Source organism: Shinella sedimenti, assembly GCF_022601905.1.
GTDB lineage: Bacteria > Pseudomonadota > Alphaproteobacteria > Rhizobiales > Rhizobiaceae > Shinella > Shinella sedimenti.
The window spans coordinates 678,123-694,016 of sequence record NZ_JAKVIN010000001.1; the positions used below are offsets into that span (position 1 = coordinate 678,123).

Here is a 15,894-nt window from a genome sequence, read left to right on the forward strand (position 1 = left end):
TCAGGAACGCTCCGGAAAACGGAAGACGCCGGCAATGCGCCGGCGCCAGGAAGGAATGAGCGGCGATTCGATCACCGCCGCTTGCTCATAGGCATGAATGAAGCGCGCATCGGGCGCGGCGATGCCGGCATGCTTGGCTGCCACCCCCTCCTGCCATCGGAAGATCAGAAGATCGCCCGGCCTGAGCGCCGAGAGGGGCAGCGCCGGTCCGCAATGCCGTGCGGCGGCGAGCAGCAACCGCTCCTCGCCTGCCCGCTCGGCCCAGTCCGGCGCATAGGGTGCCGGCACCTCCGGCTCGGCGCCATAGAGTTCGCGCCAAACGCCGCGCACCAGCCCGAGGCAATCGCAACCGACGCCCTTCAGCGAGCCCTGATGCCGATACGGCGTGCCGATGAAACCGCGCGCCACGGCCACGATCCGGTCCCCGAAATCATCAGCCATAGAGCGGCCTCCCGTCATGCACGGTCTGGCCGTCGGCATAGCCGTAGCTGAAATCGCTGCCCGGCATATGGGGAAAACCCTGGAAATTCAGCCGGTTGTTGAACTTCGCTTTGCAGGTGGAAAAGCGCTTGTCGCAGCCGGCCGTCACCTGCAGCGTATCGTCAACGGCCACACCCGCCGCCATGGGCAGCCAGAGCGTGAGAGAATCGGCGCCGGCACCTTTACGGTGATCCTCGATATCGGCCGAAAGCCCGGCCGCCGCCCCGCCGGTGAAGGAAAGCACCCCATAGCGGAAGAAGCGCTCCGCGAAACCCGAAAGGCCGGTCACCTCGATGTGCATGTCATCAGTGACCGCGCTGACCGTCGCGGTCGCGCGGTAGGCGGCAAGATTGACGCCGCAGCGTCCGTCGCCCAACACGGCGTCGCACTGCCGGCCATAGATACGGCCCTTAACCTGATCGAGCTTGTGCGTGAGGCGCCGAAGCTCGGCGCGGAAAAGCCCGCCCTCGCGGCGCACTTCGCCAAGCTCGGCGGTGCGCATGAGAAGCCGCTGACCGGTCTCCTGCCAGTTGACCAGGAACACCTCGACCTTCGCGCCGTCATAGCGCCCGGCCGACAGGTCCTCCGCCGTGATCGCATCCGCCGAAAAACCGCCGGAGACATCGCCGCCCTCGGCGGAAAGGCCGTTGCCGTCCTCCGTCTCGCTCGCTTCGAAGCCGCTCGCCGCGAGATAGGTGAGACCGTCGAATTCCAGGTCGCGGTCGTGATCGGTAAAGCCGAGAACGACGCCGTCGCGGCGCACGACGCGCCAGGCATTGCACAGCGTCGTCGCCTCGCCGTCGAGATGGGCCTGCAGCCCTGCCGGAATCGTCCTCATGGCCTGATCTCCACCAGCGGAATGGAGGGGATGCGGCCCGCATTGAACTGGGCAAGGTCGATATCGATGCGGTCGGTATCGAAACGCACCGGCACGTCGAATTCGAAACCCGCCCGCACCGTACCGGCAGACGGGATATTGTCCGGCTTGAAGGTCACGAGACCCGCCGCATGGTTGACAACATAGTCTCCCGTCGGCACCACCGCACCCGCCACCGAGACCACCACCGTCCCCGCCACGGGTTTCTCGATCGGGCGCATCGTCGCGCCGCCCGCATCCGCATAGCGCTTCACCAGCCGAAACATCGCCGTCGTCCCGTCCGCGGTGCCGAGCAACTGATCGGTCGCGCTCACGGTCGCGCCGGGCGCGCAGGACTTGTGGTCAACGGGATCGCGGAAGCGGAACCCGTTGAACTGCCCCGCCCGCGCCTCGAAGAAGTTCAGCACCGCGTATAGATCGTCCACGGAGCGCACGCCCGAGCCGGCGTCATAGCGCCGGCGCGCGTCCTGCCAGCGGCGATTGCGGTTCTCCCGGCCGTTGGAAAGGCTGACGATATCCGTGCGCCTGACCGGCCCGCCGCTCGTACCGAGCGCGACCCGCAAGGGAAACCGCACATCATGAAATCCCGCCATCTCGATATCTCCATAAATATGGCTGCCCTTCATCCGCCTGCCGGCATCTCTCACCGCGACCAGGGAGACAAAGATTGCAACAACGCCATCGCCAACCGTGGGCGTCGGCGATCTGGGAAACCCAAGCCCATTCTCCCCGCCTGCGGGGAGAAGGTCCCGGCAGCGGATGAGGGGCCTGCACGACCTCACAAACGCTCACAAACGCTCACAAACTCCGCTGCCCGCGCCCCACCGCACGCGTCAGCATGGCGGCAATCTGTCCCTCGGATTTGCGGAAGCTCGCCGCGTCCTGCGTTGTCACGTTGAAGACGATCTGCCCTGCACCACCACCGCCGGCGGCAACGCCAAGCGAACCGTCCGGCCCGCGCTTCAGCGGCAGGATCGCTTCCGCGCCCGCCTCGCCCATCAATCCCAGTCCGCCGCCGCTGCCGAAATAGGTCGGCGCAGAAACGACGCCGCCCTTGGCGAAGGGGGTCGCGCCGCCGAGCAGGTTGGAAATGCCCGACGACAGCAACCCCTCCAGCGGCTTCAGGCCCACCGAAAGCGCGATGTCGCTCATGCGCAGCGCCAGCCCGCGCAGCACGCTATCGAGCCCGCGCCCGTCCACCACTGCGCCCTTCAGCGCCGAGGTCAGCGCAAAGCCGAAGGAGCGCGAGCGCGCCTCCAGATCGTCGAACACGTCTGTCAGCGCCTCGGCCTGCTGCCGCGTGTCGGCAAGCGAGGCGGATCGTGCATTGTCGTCCGAAGTCGCCATGTTTCACTCCATCTCGTCGGGAAAGGCCTGCATCAGGGCGGTCAAAGCCCCGCGCCCCGGCACCACCGCCGAAGGCCGCAGCAGGCCGAGAGCGAAGCCAAGCTCGCGCGGAGTCATCGCCCAGAAATCACGTGCGGAAAGCCGCATGCGGCACAGCCCGGCATGCAGCACTGCCTCCCAGGGGAAGGCAGGTGCCGCGCCGGACGCGCCGGATGCGGCCCTCAAGGGTTTTCGTTTTGCGCCGCCCCGCCGAAGGTCGCCTGCAGCAGTTCGGCGGCAATGCGCGCGAAACCCGCCAGCCCGTCCGCCACCGCCATGGCCGCCACCTCCTCGTCGCTGAAAAGGTTGCCGCCGCCGCGCAGCCCGGCACCAATGATGCGGATCAGGTCGTCCGCCTTCAGCCGCCCGGAGGAAAAGCGCTCGGCAAGCCCGGTCAGGCTGTCGACGGCAAAGGCCGTTTCCAGCTCGGCGAGCGCGCCGAGCGTCAGGCACAGCACCCGCCGGATGCCGTCGAAGTCGGCCTCGATCTCGCCGCGATGCCGGTTTGCCCGCGCGCCCATCACACCACCTCGAAGGTCAGTTGTCCCGCAGATTCAAGCGCGATCTCGAAAACCACCTCGCCGTCATGCGCGCCGGAATATTCCAGCGCCGCGATCTGGAAGGCGCCGGAGACCTTGCCGAAATCTGGGATCACCACCTGCCATGGCACGATCGTGCCGGCGAAAAACAGCGAGCGCACCAGCGCGTCCGATGCCTGGTCCTTGAAGATACCGCTGCCGGAAACGGCCGCGCGCTGCACGCCCGCACCGCCCAGCAGTTCACGCCAGCGTCCCGCCGACTCCGCATCGGTCACGTCGACGAGCTGCGTGTTGAACGACAGCCGTTTCGAGCGCAGCCCCGCGACCGTCGCGAAGCCCGTACCGTTATCGACTTTGAGCAGCAGATCCCGCCCCTTCTGTGCCACCATGGCCCGATCCTTTCCATGAAACGTTGTTAGAGAACGGGCTCCGTCACGGCCCGAAAGCGCATTTCGGCGCGGTGGAAGCGCGACTTGCCGTCCCGCCGCAGCTGCGTGTCGCGGTGCAGCAGCAAAACGAGGTGATGGCCATCCAGCGCGAGCGGCGCGTCATGCAGGGCGGCGCGAACCGCCGCCGCGATGGCCTGCACGGTCTTGTGGCCCGCCGCCTCGCTCCAGGCCTCCAGCAGCACCGTGTGCTGCTCGCCCGGCTCGCTCGCCGTCGAATGATCGGTGCTGTCGATGCCGGCGATCACCAGAAGCGGCGCCGCCGGCTGGGAAAGCCTGCGGTCGGTGATGCCGTCGGGGCCGACGAGTGCCGTCAGCGCCGCATCGGCGGAAAGCCGTCCGAAGACCGCCTTCTGCAAGGCGGATGCCGCGCTCATGGGCTCAACTCCTCGCAGTCGCAGAGCGTGTAGCGCCCCGTTTCGTCCGGATCGCGGAAGGCGACGAGCGCGAAAATACGCGCGCCCTTGCGCAGCCGCATGCCGCCGTTGAGATCGCCGCGCGCGCGCAGCCAGATGCGGTGCGTCACCCGCCGTTGCAGCGCGCCGGCTGCCTCACTGAGGCCGGCCGATACCGGCTCGATGCGCGCCCAGAGCGTCGCGAGCGCGGCGAACCCGGTCTCCACGCCGCCCTGCCCGTCCGACGTTTCCACCGGGCGCTCCAGCACCAGCCGCACGCTCAGCGCGCCGGGATCGATGGGTTTCGTCATCACAGCCTCCGCAGGCGATGGGGTGCGATGAGACGGTCGTAGCCTTGCGGCACCGCGCCCGGCTGGTCGTCCAGCGAGACGACGCCGCGCAACTCGAACATCGCCGCCACATGCAGCAGCAGCGCCCGCTTCAGCGTATCGGGTACATCAGCGCCGCTTTCGCCGAAGCCGGCGGTGAAATCGATCTCGATGCCGTTCAGCGCGCGTCTGCTCTCCGGGCGATCCGGCAGGAAGAGCCGCGCCGGGCGGGCGGTTCCGTCGAGCACGGCGCCTGCAAGCGCCACCTCTACAGGATCACCCAGTTCATCATAAACCGTTACGGTTTCAATGGTTTGCACCGGCCCTCTGGTAATCTGAATCATCTGACCGTCCGGCCAGCCATCGAGATAGAGCCTCAGCGTCCGCGTGATGAGGCAGAGCCCCGTCTCGCTTTCCAGATGGTCGCGGGCGGTGCGGATGAGCGCGAAAAGTAGCGCATCCTCGTCGTCGGTCTCCAGGCGCAGATGCGCCTTCGCCTCGGCAAGCGTGATCGGCTCGGCCGCGGGCGGCAGAAGTTCGGCAATGGTCATGGTCGTCCTCTTGCGGTGAAAGGGATGCGGGCGCGGCCGGGAGGAAGAGCCGCGCCCGCCGGCACCGGCGGCAGGGGACGACCGCCTGTGCGAGAAGAATGGAGGAAGTAAAGCAGCGCCCCGCGACCCCTTCTGCCCGCAGGCAGGGAGAGGGAGCGGATACGCTGGCGACCGAGACCTCAGCTCGCCGCGAACTTCACCAGCTTGATCGCCTCGAAGTTCTGCACGCCGCCGCCCACGCGCTTGGTCGTATAGAAGAGGACGTATGGCTTGGCCGAATAGGGATCACGCAGCACGCGAACGCCTGTGCGGTCGACGACGAGATAGCCGGCGCGGAAATCGCCGAAGGCGATGGAGAAGCTGTCGGCCGCCACGTCGGGCATGTCCTCGGCCTCGGCGATGGCAAAGCCCATCAGCGAAGCCGCCTGGCCCGGCGTTGCCGGCGGGCGCCAGAGATAGTTGCCGTCGGCATCCTTGAACTTGCGAATCGCGCCTTGCGTCTTGCGGTTCATCACGAAGCTGGCATTCTGCCGGTGCCCCGCCTTCAGCGCATAGATCGTGTCGATCAGCGTGTCGGACGGGCCGCTCGCCTTAAAGGCGCCGGCCGCCCCCGTGGCGATATAGCCAATATTGCCCCAGCTCCAGCCGGCATCCGCCACGTTGGTATAGCTGAGGAAACCCTTCGGCTTGTTGGTCCCGTCACCGGAAACGAAGGCGGATCCCTCCTGCTCGCCGAAGACGATGTCCACCTCCGAGGCAATCCAGCTTTCCACGTCCACCGCCGCATCGTCGAGCAGGGCCGCCGTCGCCGCCGGCATGGCGTAGAGCTCCATGGTCGGGAAGGAGAGTTCGGCAAGCTGCGCCGTTCCGGTCTGCGGCCGCGACGCCGTTTCGGACACCCAGCCTGAGGCCATGCCCGATGTGGTAAACGGCTTCTTCAGCACCGCGCCTGAAACCTGACGCACCGTGGCGAGCGCCCGGATCGGCGAGGCGGCGGAAAGCCGGCGGCCGATTTCCGTGTCGGTCTCCGGCGGCACGAGGTAGCCGCCGTCCGCCGCCGAGCCGACGGACATGGCCTTTTCGTCCAGCGCGCGCAGGGCACTTTCATCGCCGCGTCGCATATAGGCGGAGAATGCCGCCTTGTGTTCGGCCGCTTCCAGGCTCACAGCGCCGCTGCCGCCAAGCGCCGGCCGCGCCTTCTTCAGCGCCAGCTGGTCGAGCACGCGCTTATGGTCGTCCATGACGCGGTTGATGCGGTCCACCTTCTCACGGGTCACCACATCGCTGGTCAGTTTCTGCTCGATCTCGCCCAGCCTGCGGTCGTTGGTCTCCTTGAAGGCTTCGAAGGCCTCCATGAAGTCGTCGAAGGCAGCGGTCATGGTTTCCGGCACCGCCTTGATTTCCGGCGCGGTCTTGAGGGTATCCGTCATGTCGTGCTGTGCTCCTGTTAGCGTTGCATCATCATCCGGGCCGCCCGGCGCATGGTGCGCACGAGCTCCGTTTCCTTGTCGCGGAACCACCGCGCATTCTTCACGTTCGACACCCGCGCCGAAGGCAACATGGGAAAGGTGACGATCGAGATTTCCCAGAGATCGGCCTCGAGGATGCGCCGCACGCCGCTCGAGCGGTCGGTCCTGGAACGCACTGTCTGGAAGCCGATGGAGAGGCCGTCGAGCGCGCCCGACTTCATGAGGTTCAGCACCTCGCGCGCCCGCGCCACGCCCGGGGACAGCACGCCCTCGACATAGAGCCCGCGCTCGTCCTCGCGGATGGTGCGCCAGCGCCCGATGGGCTCGGCCGGATCGTGCTGGAAAAGCATGCGCACGCCAGACGCGCCGCGCCTGGTGAGCGATTGCACGAAGGCGCCGGGCGCGATCGCGTCCTTGCCCAGGTCCACTTCGCCGAACAGGCTGGCATAACCCGAAAACGCCCCGTCGCCGGAAACGCCGGCCAGCGTCAGATCGGCATACTTCTTCGTCCGCCAGACCGGCAGGTCGTCGGTTGTCATTGGTTGCTCCGATGTGAAAGGAGGATTTGGAATTCGGCAGTCGCAGCAGGGTCGCCACGCGAGCGCCCGATCCCACGGCCTACTGCCTATTGCCCACGGACTATTTCCCACGCGCTACTGCTTCATCCGCTCCGCCGCGCGCGCCAGTACACCCAGCCCCCACCACGCCGAGAGGCTCGCCGCGGCCGACCCGGTCAGCAGCACTTCCACCGGCCCGAGATAGCTTGCGATGCCCAGGCGAACGGCAATCCACAGCCCGGCCGGCCCGCCGAAGACGAGCCCGCAGGCAAGGCCGGTGAAGAACCGGCACGCCGCCTCGCGACGGCTTTTGGGCAGCAGGTAGATCAACGAGACGGCGGCTCCCGCCGACGCCCCGATCAGACGGGCCGTCCACAGCCCGCCATCGTTTCCGAAGTCAGCCATTGTTAAGCCTTTCAGATTATTATGAAAATCCAGAAGCATCGGCCAAATGGCCGAGGACACGCCGGCTTCTCTGCGGCGGGCGCGGCAAACGCTGAGTCTTTTGAATCCCTTGGCGCGCTTTCCTCGTAGTCCGATTCAACGCGTTCAGATGTTGAATCCGGAAGGCGGCAAAACGATTCAGCTCCCCCGGGCAACGATCTGTTTCTCTGACGTTTTCGGGAGATGTCCGGCAGGACAGAGGGGGATGCACCGCACCTTCAATACCCCACCGCCCGCCGCTTCTCCTCGTCCGTCAGGAAACCGGCCGCCCCCACCCGCGCCCAGAGTTCGGAACGTTCCGCGGCAAGGCCGCTCACCTGGTCGAGGTCCGGCACCAGCCGCAGCGCGGCCTCGCCTTCCTCGGAGAACCAGTTGGCGAAGGCTGCGGCTGTGCGGCTCACCAGCGGCAGCACCGTCAGCCGCCAGAAGGCGCGGTTGGCCTCTTGGTAGTTGGCATAGGTCGCGTCGCCGGGCACACCGATCAGCATGGGCGGCACGCCGAAGGCGAGCGCGATGTCGCGCGCCGCGCCGTTCTTGGCCTCCACGAAATCCATCTCGCGCGGCGAAAGCCCCATCGCCTTCCAGTCCAGCCCGCCTTCCAGCAACATCGGCCTGCCGGCACGCGCCGCGCCCGAATAGCCGTCCTCCAGTTCGCTCTTCAGCCGTGAATACTGGTCGGGCGAAAGATTGCCCCCCTCCTTCGGCTGGTAGACGAGTGCGCCGGAGGGACGCGCCGAATTGTCGAGCAGCGCCTTGTTCCAGATCGCCGCGGCATTGGAGAGGTCGAGCGCCATGGAGGCGGCCTCGAGCGGCGCGAAGCCGAGCTGGTCGTCGAGCGGGTGAAACAGCCTGAGATGCAGGATCGCCTGCCCCTCGCCTGCCGTCCCGTCGCCCGCGCGGTGCCGGCGCACATGGTTGCCGGTGCGGTATTCGTAGGCCTCAGGCCAGCCGTCCCGCCCCTCGATGATGCGCACCCGGTCGGGCCGCAGCAAGTGCAGTTCGCGCAAGTCCTCGCCCACCCGCACGCCCTCGACGAAGGCATTGCCGGCAAGCAAAAGGTGCCCGTAAAGCGTCTCGAAGAAATCCGTGCCCGCCATGCGCCCGTTCGGGCGGGAAAGCAGCGTAAGACGCGCATCGCCCGGCCGCTCGCTCTCGCCCTCATAGGCGAGCCAGGGCACCGAGGCGGCGGCCTCCGCGATCATCCGCACCGCGCGGTGCGCGATCGGGTTCTTCATGAAGCCCTCGCGCGACAGAGAGGCATAGGACCGGCTCGACCAGTGCGCCCGCCCCTCGGCCGTCAGCGTGAAGAAGCCCGACGCCTTGGTTTCCGCCGGCGCCGCGCGCCGTCGTGAGAAAATGGATGGCAGTTTCATGATGCCCTCGGTTCGTTGCAAAATGCGGTTGGTTCGGCGGAAGCGCCCCTACCCGCCCAGCGCGGCGAAAAATGCCCGCCCATAGCCCGCCACGCGCTCGGCGCGGTCCAGTCCGTTGATGATGCGCCGCGCGCCGATCCAGTCGGCGCGGCCGGGTGAAAAGCAGTCGACCAGCCGCCGGCCCGTAAAGGCCCCGCGCAGCATGCCGGCGACGAGGATTTCCACCGACACCGCCATCTCCATCGCCCGCTCGGGACGCTGCACGAGATCGACGCCAATCAGCGATGACAGCCGCTCGTAATTGCGCCGGTGCGTGATCTGGACGAGCCCGCGCCCGAGCCAGGTCTTCCCGTCGGCGTCGCGTCGCCAGTAGGGCGCGGAGACCTGCGGCAGGCGCCCCTCGGCAAAGGCCCGGTCGAGGCGGGCGATTGCGGTGTCGTCGCTCGCGGCGAAGGTCTCGCGCACCGGCTGCATGCGCCCGCCCGTCTCGTGATGCGCCGTCGCCAGCATATAGGCGAGCAAGCGCCGGTCGTCCGTCTCGCCGCCCGCCTCGAAGCGGTCGATGAGCGCGCTCATGCCGGCCACCTGCGCCCGCGTCAGCCGCCCGCCATAGAGCGGCCCGCGCACGCCGTCGAAGAAGTGCTTGCGATCGATTTCCATCGTCAGATCCCCCGCACGCGCGGTTCGCCCTGCCGGTCGAGCACCAGCGCCGTCAACGCCCAGACGAGCGCATCGAGCCGGTCCGGCGAGCGGCCGGAAGACAACCCGTCCGGGCCGAAATCGCACATCTGGTCCTCCAGCTCGGCAAAGGCCGCCGCATGGGCCACACGGCCCTGTTCGTAGAGGGCGGCCACCGGCTCCGCGCGCAGGTATTTGCCGCGCGTCGCCCGGACCGTCGAAACCGGCAGATCGGCGTCGACGCTGCGCAGCATCGCCGTCACCATGTCGCCGCCCTGGTTGACTTCCGCCACCACCCGGTCGGCGTCGAAGCGCCGAAAGGCGCGCACCACCGCGCCCGCCCAGCCCGCCGGGCTTGCGCCCGTCACCGAGCAGTCGGCCAGCACGACGGCACGCCCGGTCTGGTCGAGCCCGGCCACGACGATGCCGCAGACCGAGGCCGCGGAGGCCGTCGCCGGCGGATCGACCGCCACGACGATGCGCGACAGCGGCCCGGGACTGCGAAGGCGGATCGCCTCCAGCCGCGGCCGGCTCCACAGCGCATCCTCGCGGTCTGCGATCAGCTCGCCGTCCAGTTCCTGCCGGCCAAGCCGCGTGCCGCCGTAACGGTCGGCCATGGCGCGCAGGAAGCCGGGGGACAGATTGTCGATATTGTCGTCGGTGCGGATGCGCCGCACGGCCGTCGCCGGATCGCTCGCAAGCGCCCTCAACAGTGGCACCGGCCGCGGCGTCGTCGTCACCAGAACGCGCGGATCCTCGCCAAGGCGCAGACCGAATTGCAGCATGTCCCAGGTCTCCTGCGCGTGTTTCCACTTGCCGAGCTCGTCGCACCAGGCGAAATGAAACTGCGGCCCGCGCAGGCTTTCCGGGTCTTCGGACGAGAAGATCTGCCCGATCGAACCGTTCGGCCAGACGAGCCGCCGGCGCGAGGCCTCGAATTCCGGCCTGCCACGCCCGGCGATCCGGCAGATGCCGGAGACGCCGTCGATCATCACTTCGCGCGCATCGCCCAGCGTTTCCGCCACCAGCGCGATACGGATGCCGGCCAATTTGAGGGCGATCTCCTGCACCCACTCCGCCCCGGCCCGCGTCTTGCCGGAGCCGCGACCGCCCATCAGCAGCCACACCCGCCAGTCGCCCTTCGGCGGCATCTGCGCCAGCCGCGCTTTGCAGTGCCAGTGGCCGATCTGCCGTCGATTGGTCAGAACGATCCGCTTTGTGGCAGACGAAAGCGCTTCCGACGCGCCCGTCGTTCCGCTGTCGGGATCGTCTTCCCGCAAACAGGGAGAAGGAAGAGATGCCGGGCTTTCTTCACCAGCGGTCGTTGCTGGAGAATGAAACACGCCCTCCAGCCCCTTCTCCCCGCCCGCGGGAAGAGGGTCCCGGCAGGGGGATGAGGGGCAATCTTCGCCATCCGCGCCGCGCCGCGCCAGTCCCGCCTCGAGCGTATCGGCTCCATTCCGCAAGGCCGCCAGCCCACGATTTTCCTCGATCATCGTCAAGCCCGTGGCCGCCGCCCTCAAATTTCCGTCCGACTTCTTTCCGATTGCCCGGCAGGCGCGCCGCTCCTTACGGCCCGCTTTCCATTCCCGCGGCAGCATCGCCGCCAGCCCGGATTTCGCGCATCCATTCGCTTTTGGCGGCATCCATCCGCTCCTTTACGCGCACCTCGACAAGCCGATCAAACTCCTCGATCAGCGCCGCCTCGTCCTCGTCGTCACCGTCCGCCGCTGCGGCCTCAGCCCGTTCATTGATCAGCGTGCGCTGCAGGCTGTCGATCTTCTCCAGCGTGCGCACGATGAGCGACACGGCCTCGATGGCCGCCTTGGCATCGGTCTGGGCGACCTTGCGCGCCGCGTCGTCCACGGCCGCGGCCGCATCCTCTTCGGCCAGAACCTTCTGGCTCTGGAACCGCTGGAAGCGCTCGCGCAGCTCCTTCGTCATTTCGAGAAGCATCGCCTGCATGTCGAGAAAGGGGTCGCCCGGCGCGGCGGCCTTGGTGTCGAGCAGCGGGGCCGCTCCGCCGTCGAGAACGGCCCGACGCGCGCCGAGCCCATCATAAACCGCCATGTCAGGCGAAATGCCGAAAAGGTCGAGATCGATCGTCGAAAACTGGTCCATCGCACACCCGAAAACGAAAAGGCGCCCGATCCATAGGAACGAGCGCCTAACAAAATTCTCTCAAGCCGGCTGCGGGCGGATGCCGCCGAAGCCATAAAGCCTCCGGAAAGCTCGGCGATCCATCCGCCCGCACCTTTCCGACTATGCCATAACCCTATCAAACGACCGTCACGCCGTCAAGGACTATTTTCCTATTATTTCGATTTTTCGCGTAAACACCTGGCGGCGCTACGTCTTCTCACCCACTTCCAGCGGCCAGGTCACGAGGTAATCCTCGTAGTCGTCGATATCGATGCCATCCTCGCTGATCGTGCGGCCACGCGCCGAAATGCCGGCCTGATGCACGGTGTCGGGGTCGCCGGAGACCAGCGGATGCCACCAGTAGAGGTCGAGGCCGTCACGCACGAGGCGATAGCCGCAGGTCGGCGGCAGCCATGGGATTTCCGACACGCTTTCCACCGTCAGGCGGATGCAGTCCGGCACGGTCGCCTGCCGGTTCTCGTAGTCCGAGCAGCGACAGCTCTCGCCGTCGAGCAGCGTGCAGCGGATCGAGGTCCAGACGATCTCGCCGGTCTCCCAGTCCTCCAGTTTGTTGAGGCAACAGAGCCCGCAGCCGTCGCACAGGCTTTCCCATTCCGCGTCGTTCATCTCGGCGAGCGTCTTGGTCTTCCAGAACGGCAGGTCCTGCGGGGTTTCGGTCATCGGCTTGGTCATGCGCGACCCCTGAACCCCTCGGCCGGAAAGGTCAAGAGGCGTGCGCGCTAACCTTCATGCGGAAATTCCGTTCTTTGCCTTGGAAAAGACTGGTATCGTGCAAGAATAAACCGGTGGTCACAGGACGTTAACCGGATGCGGGCAGGCTGCGGCCGCCTCCGACAAGGTAAGAGACGTGGAAGACGACAGCCCTAAGCCCGAACAACCCGGCCGCCGCAAGCGGCATGTCCTGCTGCGGCTGGATTCGTGGATCGATTCCACGGTCTGGAACGCCGGGTTCCGGCTGGGCGAGATCTGGGAGGAGATCACCATCTTCTCCCGCCGCTTTCATGTGCGCGGCTGGAAGAAGGCGGTTTTCGAGCTGGCTGGCGAAGGCATGAACCTCGGCACGGCCGGCTTCGTGCTGCTTCTGGCGCTCGCCCTTCCCGCCTTCGAGGAGACCAAGGGCAACTGGCGCGCCCAGAGCGATTTCGCCGTCACTTTCCTTGATCGCTACGGCAACGAGATCGGCCATCGCGGCATCATCCACGAGGATTCGGTGCCGATCGACGAGCTGCCCGACCACCTCATCAAGGCGGTTCTGGCGACGGAGGACCGCCGCTTCTTCAGCCATTTCGGCATCGATTTCCTCGGCCTTGCCCGCGCGCTCAACGAGAACGCGCGCGCCGGCGGCGTCGTGCAGGGCGGCTCCACGCTCACCCAGCAGCTGGCCAAGAACCTCTTCCTCACCAACGAGCGAACGCTCGAGCGCAAGATCAAGGAAGCCTTCCTGTCGCTCTGGCTGGAGGCAAATCTCTCCAAGAAGGAGATCCTGCGGCTTTATCTCGACCGTGCATATATGGGCGGCGGCACCTTCGGCGCGGCGGCGGCGGCGCAGTTCTATTTCGGCAAGAACATCACGGATGTGAACCTTGCCGAATCCGCCATGCTGGCGGGCCTGTTCAAGGCGCCGGCGCGCTATGCGCCGCATGTCAACCTGCCGGCGGCGCGCGGCCGCGCCAACGAGGTGCTGACCAACCTCGTTCAGGGCGGGCTGATGACCGAGGGCCAGGTGATCGCCGCGCGGCGCAATCCCGCCACCGTCATCGACCGCAAGGACAAGACGGCACCGGATTTCTTCCTCGACTGGGCCTTCGACGAGGTGCAGCGCATTGCCAAGCCCTTCGCCCAGCATTCGCTGGTCGTGCGCACCACCATCGACATGGGTCTGCAGGCCGCCGCGGAAGAGGCGGTGGAGAGCGGCCTTCGCCAGTATGGCGACAGCTACCGCGTCAAGCAGGGCGCGTTGGTGATGGTGGAGAACGGCGGCGCGGTGCGCGCCATGGTCGGCGGGCGCGATTACGGCGAAAGCCAGTTCAACCGTGCGACCCGGGCGTTGCGCCAGCCGGGCTCGTCCTTCAAGGCCTATACCTATGCCGCCGCCATGGAAGCCGGCATGACGCCCGAAACGACCATCGTCGACGGGCCGATCAGCTGGGGCGGCTGGTCGCCGCAGAACTACGGCCGCAGCTATGCCGGCCGCGTCACGCTGATGACGGCAATGGCCAAGTCCATCAATACCGTCCCGGTCCGCCTCGCCAAGGACAAGCTCGGCACCAAGCGCATCGCCGCGCTCGCCAAGGAAATGGGCGTGGAAACGCCGCTGCGCACCGACAAGACCATGCCGCTCGGCACCACCGAGGTCACGGTGCTCGATCAGGCGACGGCCTATGCCGTCTTCCCGGCCGGCGGCAAGCTGGCGCGCCGCCATGGCATCAGCCAGATCATCAATTACGACGGCGACATCCTCTATGATTTCGGCCGTGACGAGCTGCCCGCCCGGCAGATCCTGTCGGATCAGGCGACGTCCTCGATGAACCGCATCTTCGTCACCATTCCCGTCAGCGGCACGGCGCGGCGCGGCGCGCTCGACCGCGGCATCGTGTCGGGTGGCAAGACGGGTACGACACAGGCCTATCGCGACGCCTGGTATGTCGGCTTCACCGGCAACTACACGACGGCCGTCTGGTTCGGCAACGACGACTATACGTCGACCAACAACATGACCGGCGGCTCCCTGCCCGCCATGACCTTCAAGCGCCTGATGGACTATGCCCACCAGGGCATCGAGTTGCGCGCCATTCCAGGCATCGAAAATCCGCTGCCGGATGGCAAGCAGGCCACGGAGGTCGCGCAGACCAATCCCGACGAGAGTGCCCTGCCCGCCCTCGTTCGCCCGCGTTCGCTGTCCACGGATGTCACGAAACTCCTCAAAGACGTCGCCCGCCAGTTCACCGAGGCCAAGCCCCTCAAGTCGGATGGCCGCGTGGCCGCGCTCGACGATGCGCTTGACCTGCCTAGAGCGAACCGGACAGAGTAACCCGCAGCTGATTCCAACGGTCGATCGTCTTGTTTCGCACACCCCTCGTCATCGCCACAGCGCTCGCCGTCGCCTTCGGGTTCGGCATCCTGAGCTCGATCTACGCGCTGCGCGCGACGGTCGGCTTCGGCGCGATCGCGCTTGGACCGTGGACGGCCTTTCCCAATGCCCAGACGATCGATGCCGATCCCTATGCCAAGGCGCACCGCGCGCGTGATGGCAAGCTTCTGCTCGGCAGCGCCGAGGGACTGACCTTCACCGCCGCCCGCGACAGTGAGAAGCGCACGCTGGTGGAAAACTGCCGTTACGAGATAGCGGGCCTGACGCCGCCTGCACGGCTGTGGACGCTGCATGCCGCCGACAGCGCGGGCAATCCGCTCGAAGGCACCGGAAATGGCCTGCCGACCGGCGTCAACGCCTGGTCCGTGCTGCGCGGTGCCGACAGCGCCTTTTCCATCCGCATCTCGTCCTCAGCGTCTGCGGGCAATTGGCTGGCCATTCCGGAAGGGCGCGCGCCCTTCCTGCTCGTCATGACGCTGCTCGACACGCCCACCGCCGGCAGTTCCGGGGTGATCGACCTCGCCATGCCCGCCATCAACCGGCTGGACTGCGCGGATGCGTAGCTTTCTCTATGCCATTGTGATCGGGCTGGTCGGGGCCGCCCTGTTGCACATCGTCATCATCCTGTCGCTGCCCAGCTTCACCGGGCGCGATGCCTATACCCGCGTTCAAGCCTTCGACGAGCCCAACCGCTTCTTCCCGCTGGCCAGCAGCGGCAACACGCTGCTGCCGATCAACGACGACCCGTCCATGCTGACGGCGGTCTGCGCGTTTTCGGTGGAGAACGGCCCCGTCCGTCTCTTCGCGGAAGGCGATGTGCCCTTCTGGTCGCTCGCTGTCTATGACAGCGCCTCCAACGAGGTGTTCAGCATGAACGACCGCACCTCTGTCGGCGGCGCCCTCGATACGCTGGTCGCAACGCCCGTCCAGCTGATCGCGATCCGCAAGGCGCTGCCGCAGGAGCTGGAACAGTCCATTCTGGTGGAGATGCGGGGAGAGGAAGGCTATGCGGTGCTGCGGACATTCGTGCCGACCCGCAGCCGTCAGGAAGAGGCCGCCGCCCTTCTGGCGGGCGCAAGCTGCGAGCCGTTCACGGCCGACCGCTAGGGACGCGCG

At 66.9% G+C, this 15,894-nt stretch carries 21 protein-coding genes; 3 read left to right on the forward strand and 18 right to left on the reverse strand.

Going from position 1 to position 15,894, the window contains the following annotated elements; translation table 11 throughout:
- From MKI86_RS03385 to MKI86_RS03470, 18 genes are all read right to left on the reverse strand, one after another.
- A complete protein-coding gene (locus MKI86_RS03385) occupies positions 1 to 441 on the reverse strand; it encodes an NlpC/P60 family protein (protein WP_241597197.1) in 441 nt (146 codons plus the stop codon).
- Entirely contained in the window at positions 434 to 1,318 is an 885-nt protein-coding gene (locus tag MKI86_RS03390; RefSeq protein ID WP_241597200.1) for a phage/gene transfer agent baseplate hub protein, read from the reverse strand. Before MKI86_RS03390 ends, MKI86_RS03385 begins: the two co-directional genes overlap by 8 nt.
- Positions 1,315 to 1,950: a DUF2460 domain-containing protein gene (locus MKI86_RS03395; RefSeq protein ID WP_241597203.1), complete on the reverse strand. Its 636-nt coding sequence runs from the start codon at positions 1,948 to 1,950 to the stop codon at positions 1,315 to 1,317. Before MKI86_RS03395 ends, MKI86_RS03390 begins: the two co-directional genes overlap by 4 nt.
- 205 nt (positions 1,951 to 2,155) lie before the next feature.
- On the reverse strand, positions 2,156 to 2,704 hold the full coding sequence (locus MKI86_RS03400) for a phage tail tape measure protein (protein ID WP_241597206.1): 549 nt from the start codon (positions 2,702 to 2,704) through the stop codon (positions 2,156 to 2,158).
- A gap of 3 nt (positions 2,705 to 2,707) precedes the next feature.
- Complete coding sequence (locus tag MKI86_RS03405) at positions 2,708 to 2,929, reverse strand: rcc01693 family protein (protein ID WP_134647563.1); 222 nt, start codon at positions 2,927 to 2,929, stop codon at positions 2,708 to 2,710.
- Positions 2,926 to 3,264: a gene transfer agent family protein gene (locus MKI86_RS03410; protein WP_241597208.1), complete on the reverse strand. Its 339-nt coding sequence runs from the start codon at positions 3,262 to 3,264 to the stop codon at positions 2,926 to 2,928. The genes MKI86_RS03405 and MKI86_RS03410 overlap by 4 nt, the downstream gene beginning before the upstream one ends.
- Positions 3,264 to 3,671, reverse strand: a complete 408-nt coding sequence (locus MKI86_RS03415) for a phage major tail protein, TP901-1 family (protein WP_241597211.1) — start codon at positions 3,669 to 3,671, stop codon at positions 3,264 to 3,266. The genes MKI86_RS03410 and MKI86_RS03415 overlap by 1 nt, the downstream gene beginning before the upstream one ends.
- Positions 3,672 to 3,697: 26 nt before the next feature.
- Positions 3,698 to 4,105, reverse strand: coding sequence for a DUF3168 domain-containing protein (locus MKI86_RS03420; protein WP_241597214.1), 408 nt, complete (start codon positions 4,103 to 4,105; stop codon positions 3,698 to 3,700).
- Complete coding sequence (locus MKI86_RS03425) at positions 4,102 to 4,434, reverse strand: phage head closure protein (protein ID WP_241597217.1); 333 nt, start codon at positions 4,432 to 4,434, stop codon at positions 4,102 to 4,104. Before MKI86_RS03425 ends, MKI86_RS03420 begins: the two co-directional genes overlap by 4 nt.
- Positions 4,434 to 5,003: a head-tail connector protein gene (locus tag MKI86_RS03430; RefSeq protein ID WP_241597220.1), complete on the reverse strand. Its 570-nt coding sequence runs from the start codon at positions 5,001 to 5,003 to the stop codon at positions 4,434 to 4,436. The genes MKI86_RS03425 and MKI86_RS03430 overlap by 1 nt, the downstream gene beginning before the upstream one ends.
- 179 nt (positions 5,004 to 5,182) lie before the next feature.
- Positions 5,183 to 6,433, reverse strand: a complete 1,251-nt coding sequence (locus tag MKI86_RS03435; protein ID WP_241597223.1) for a phage major capsid protein — start codon at positions 6,431 to 6,433, stop codon at positions 5,183 to 5,185.
- Positions 6,434 to 6,450: 17 nt separating this feature from the next.
- Positions 6,451 to 7,011 carry an HK97 family phage prohead protease gene (locus MKI86_RS03440; protein WP_241597225.1) on the reverse strand — a complete coding sequence of 187 codons (561 nt, stop codon included), beginning with the start codon at positions 7,009 to 7,011 and terminating at the stop codon, positions 6,451 to 6,453.
- Positions 7,012 to 7,125: 114 nt separating this feature from the next.
- Positions 7,126 to 7,434 (reverse strand): DUF6107 family protein, encoded by a 309-nt coding sequence (locus MKI86_RS03445; RefSeq protein WP_241597836.1) that lies wholly within the window; start codon positions 7,432 to 7,434, stop codon positions 7,126 to 7,128.
- A 257-nt stretch (positions 7,435 to 7,691) separates the two neighbouring features.
- Entirely contained in the window at positions 7,692 to 8,846 is a 1,155-nt protein-coding gene (locus tag MKI86_RS03450; RefSeq protein ID WP_241597228.1) for a phage portal protein, read from the reverse strand.
- 48 nt (positions 8,847 to 8,894) lie between these two features.
- Complete coding sequence (locus tag MKI86_RS03455) at positions 8,895 to 9,506, reverse strand: glycoside hydrolase family 19 protein (protein ID WP_241597231.1); 612 nt, start codon at positions 9,504 to 9,506, stop codon at positions 8,895 to 8,897.
- Positions 9,507 to 9,508: 2 nt separating this feature from the next.
- Complete coding sequence (locus MKI86_RS03460; protein WP_241597849.1) at positions 9,509 to 11,020, reverse strand: DNA-packaging protein; 1,512 nt, start codon at positions 11,018 to 11,020, stop codon at positions 9,509 to 9,511.
- Positions 11,021 to 11,093: 73 nt separating this feature from the next.
- On the reverse strand, positions 11,094 to 11,645 hold the full coding sequence (locus MKI86_RS03465) for a hypothetical protein (RefSeq protein ID WP_241597234.1): 552 nt from the start codon (positions 11,643 to 11,645) through the stop codon (positions 11,094 to 11,096).
- A gap of 228 nt (positions 11,646 to 11,873) precedes the next feature.
- On the reverse strand, positions 11,874 to 12,359 hold the full coding sequence (locus tag MKI86_RS03470) for a YcgN family cysteine cluster protein (protein WP_241597237.1): 486 nt from the start codon (positions 12,357 to 12,359) through the stop codon (positions 11,874 to 11,876).
- A gap of 175 nt (positions 12,360 to 12,534) precedes the next feature.
- On the opposite strand from MKI86_RS03470, the gene MKI86_RS03475 reads away from it, so the two are divergent.
- The 3 genes from MKI86_RS03475 to MKI86_RS03485 are packed head-to-tail and all read left to right on the forward strand — an operon-like array spanning position 12,535 to position 15,885.
- Positions 12,535 to 14,718, forward strand: a complete 2,184-nt coding sequence (locus MKI86_RS03475) for a transglycosylase domain-containing protein (protein ID WP_241597240.1) — start codon at positions 12,535 to 12,537, stop codon at positions 14,716 to 14,718.
- 29 nt (positions 14,719 to 14,747) lie between these two features.
- Entirely contained in the window at positions 14,748 to 15,341 is a 594-nt protein-coding gene (locus MKI86_RS03480; protein WP_241597243.1) for a DUF1214 domain-containing protein, read from the forward strand.
- Positions 15,334 to 15,885, forward strand: coding sequence for a DUF1254 domain-containing protein (locus MKI86_RS03485; RefSeq protein WP_241597246.1), 552 nt, complete (start codon positions 15,334 to 15,336; stop codon positions 15,883 to 15,885). The genes MKI86_RS03480 and MKI86_RS03485 overlap by 8 nt, the downstream gene beginning before the upstream one ends.
- The last annotated feature ends 9 nt before the right edge of the window (positions 15,886 to 15,894 follow it).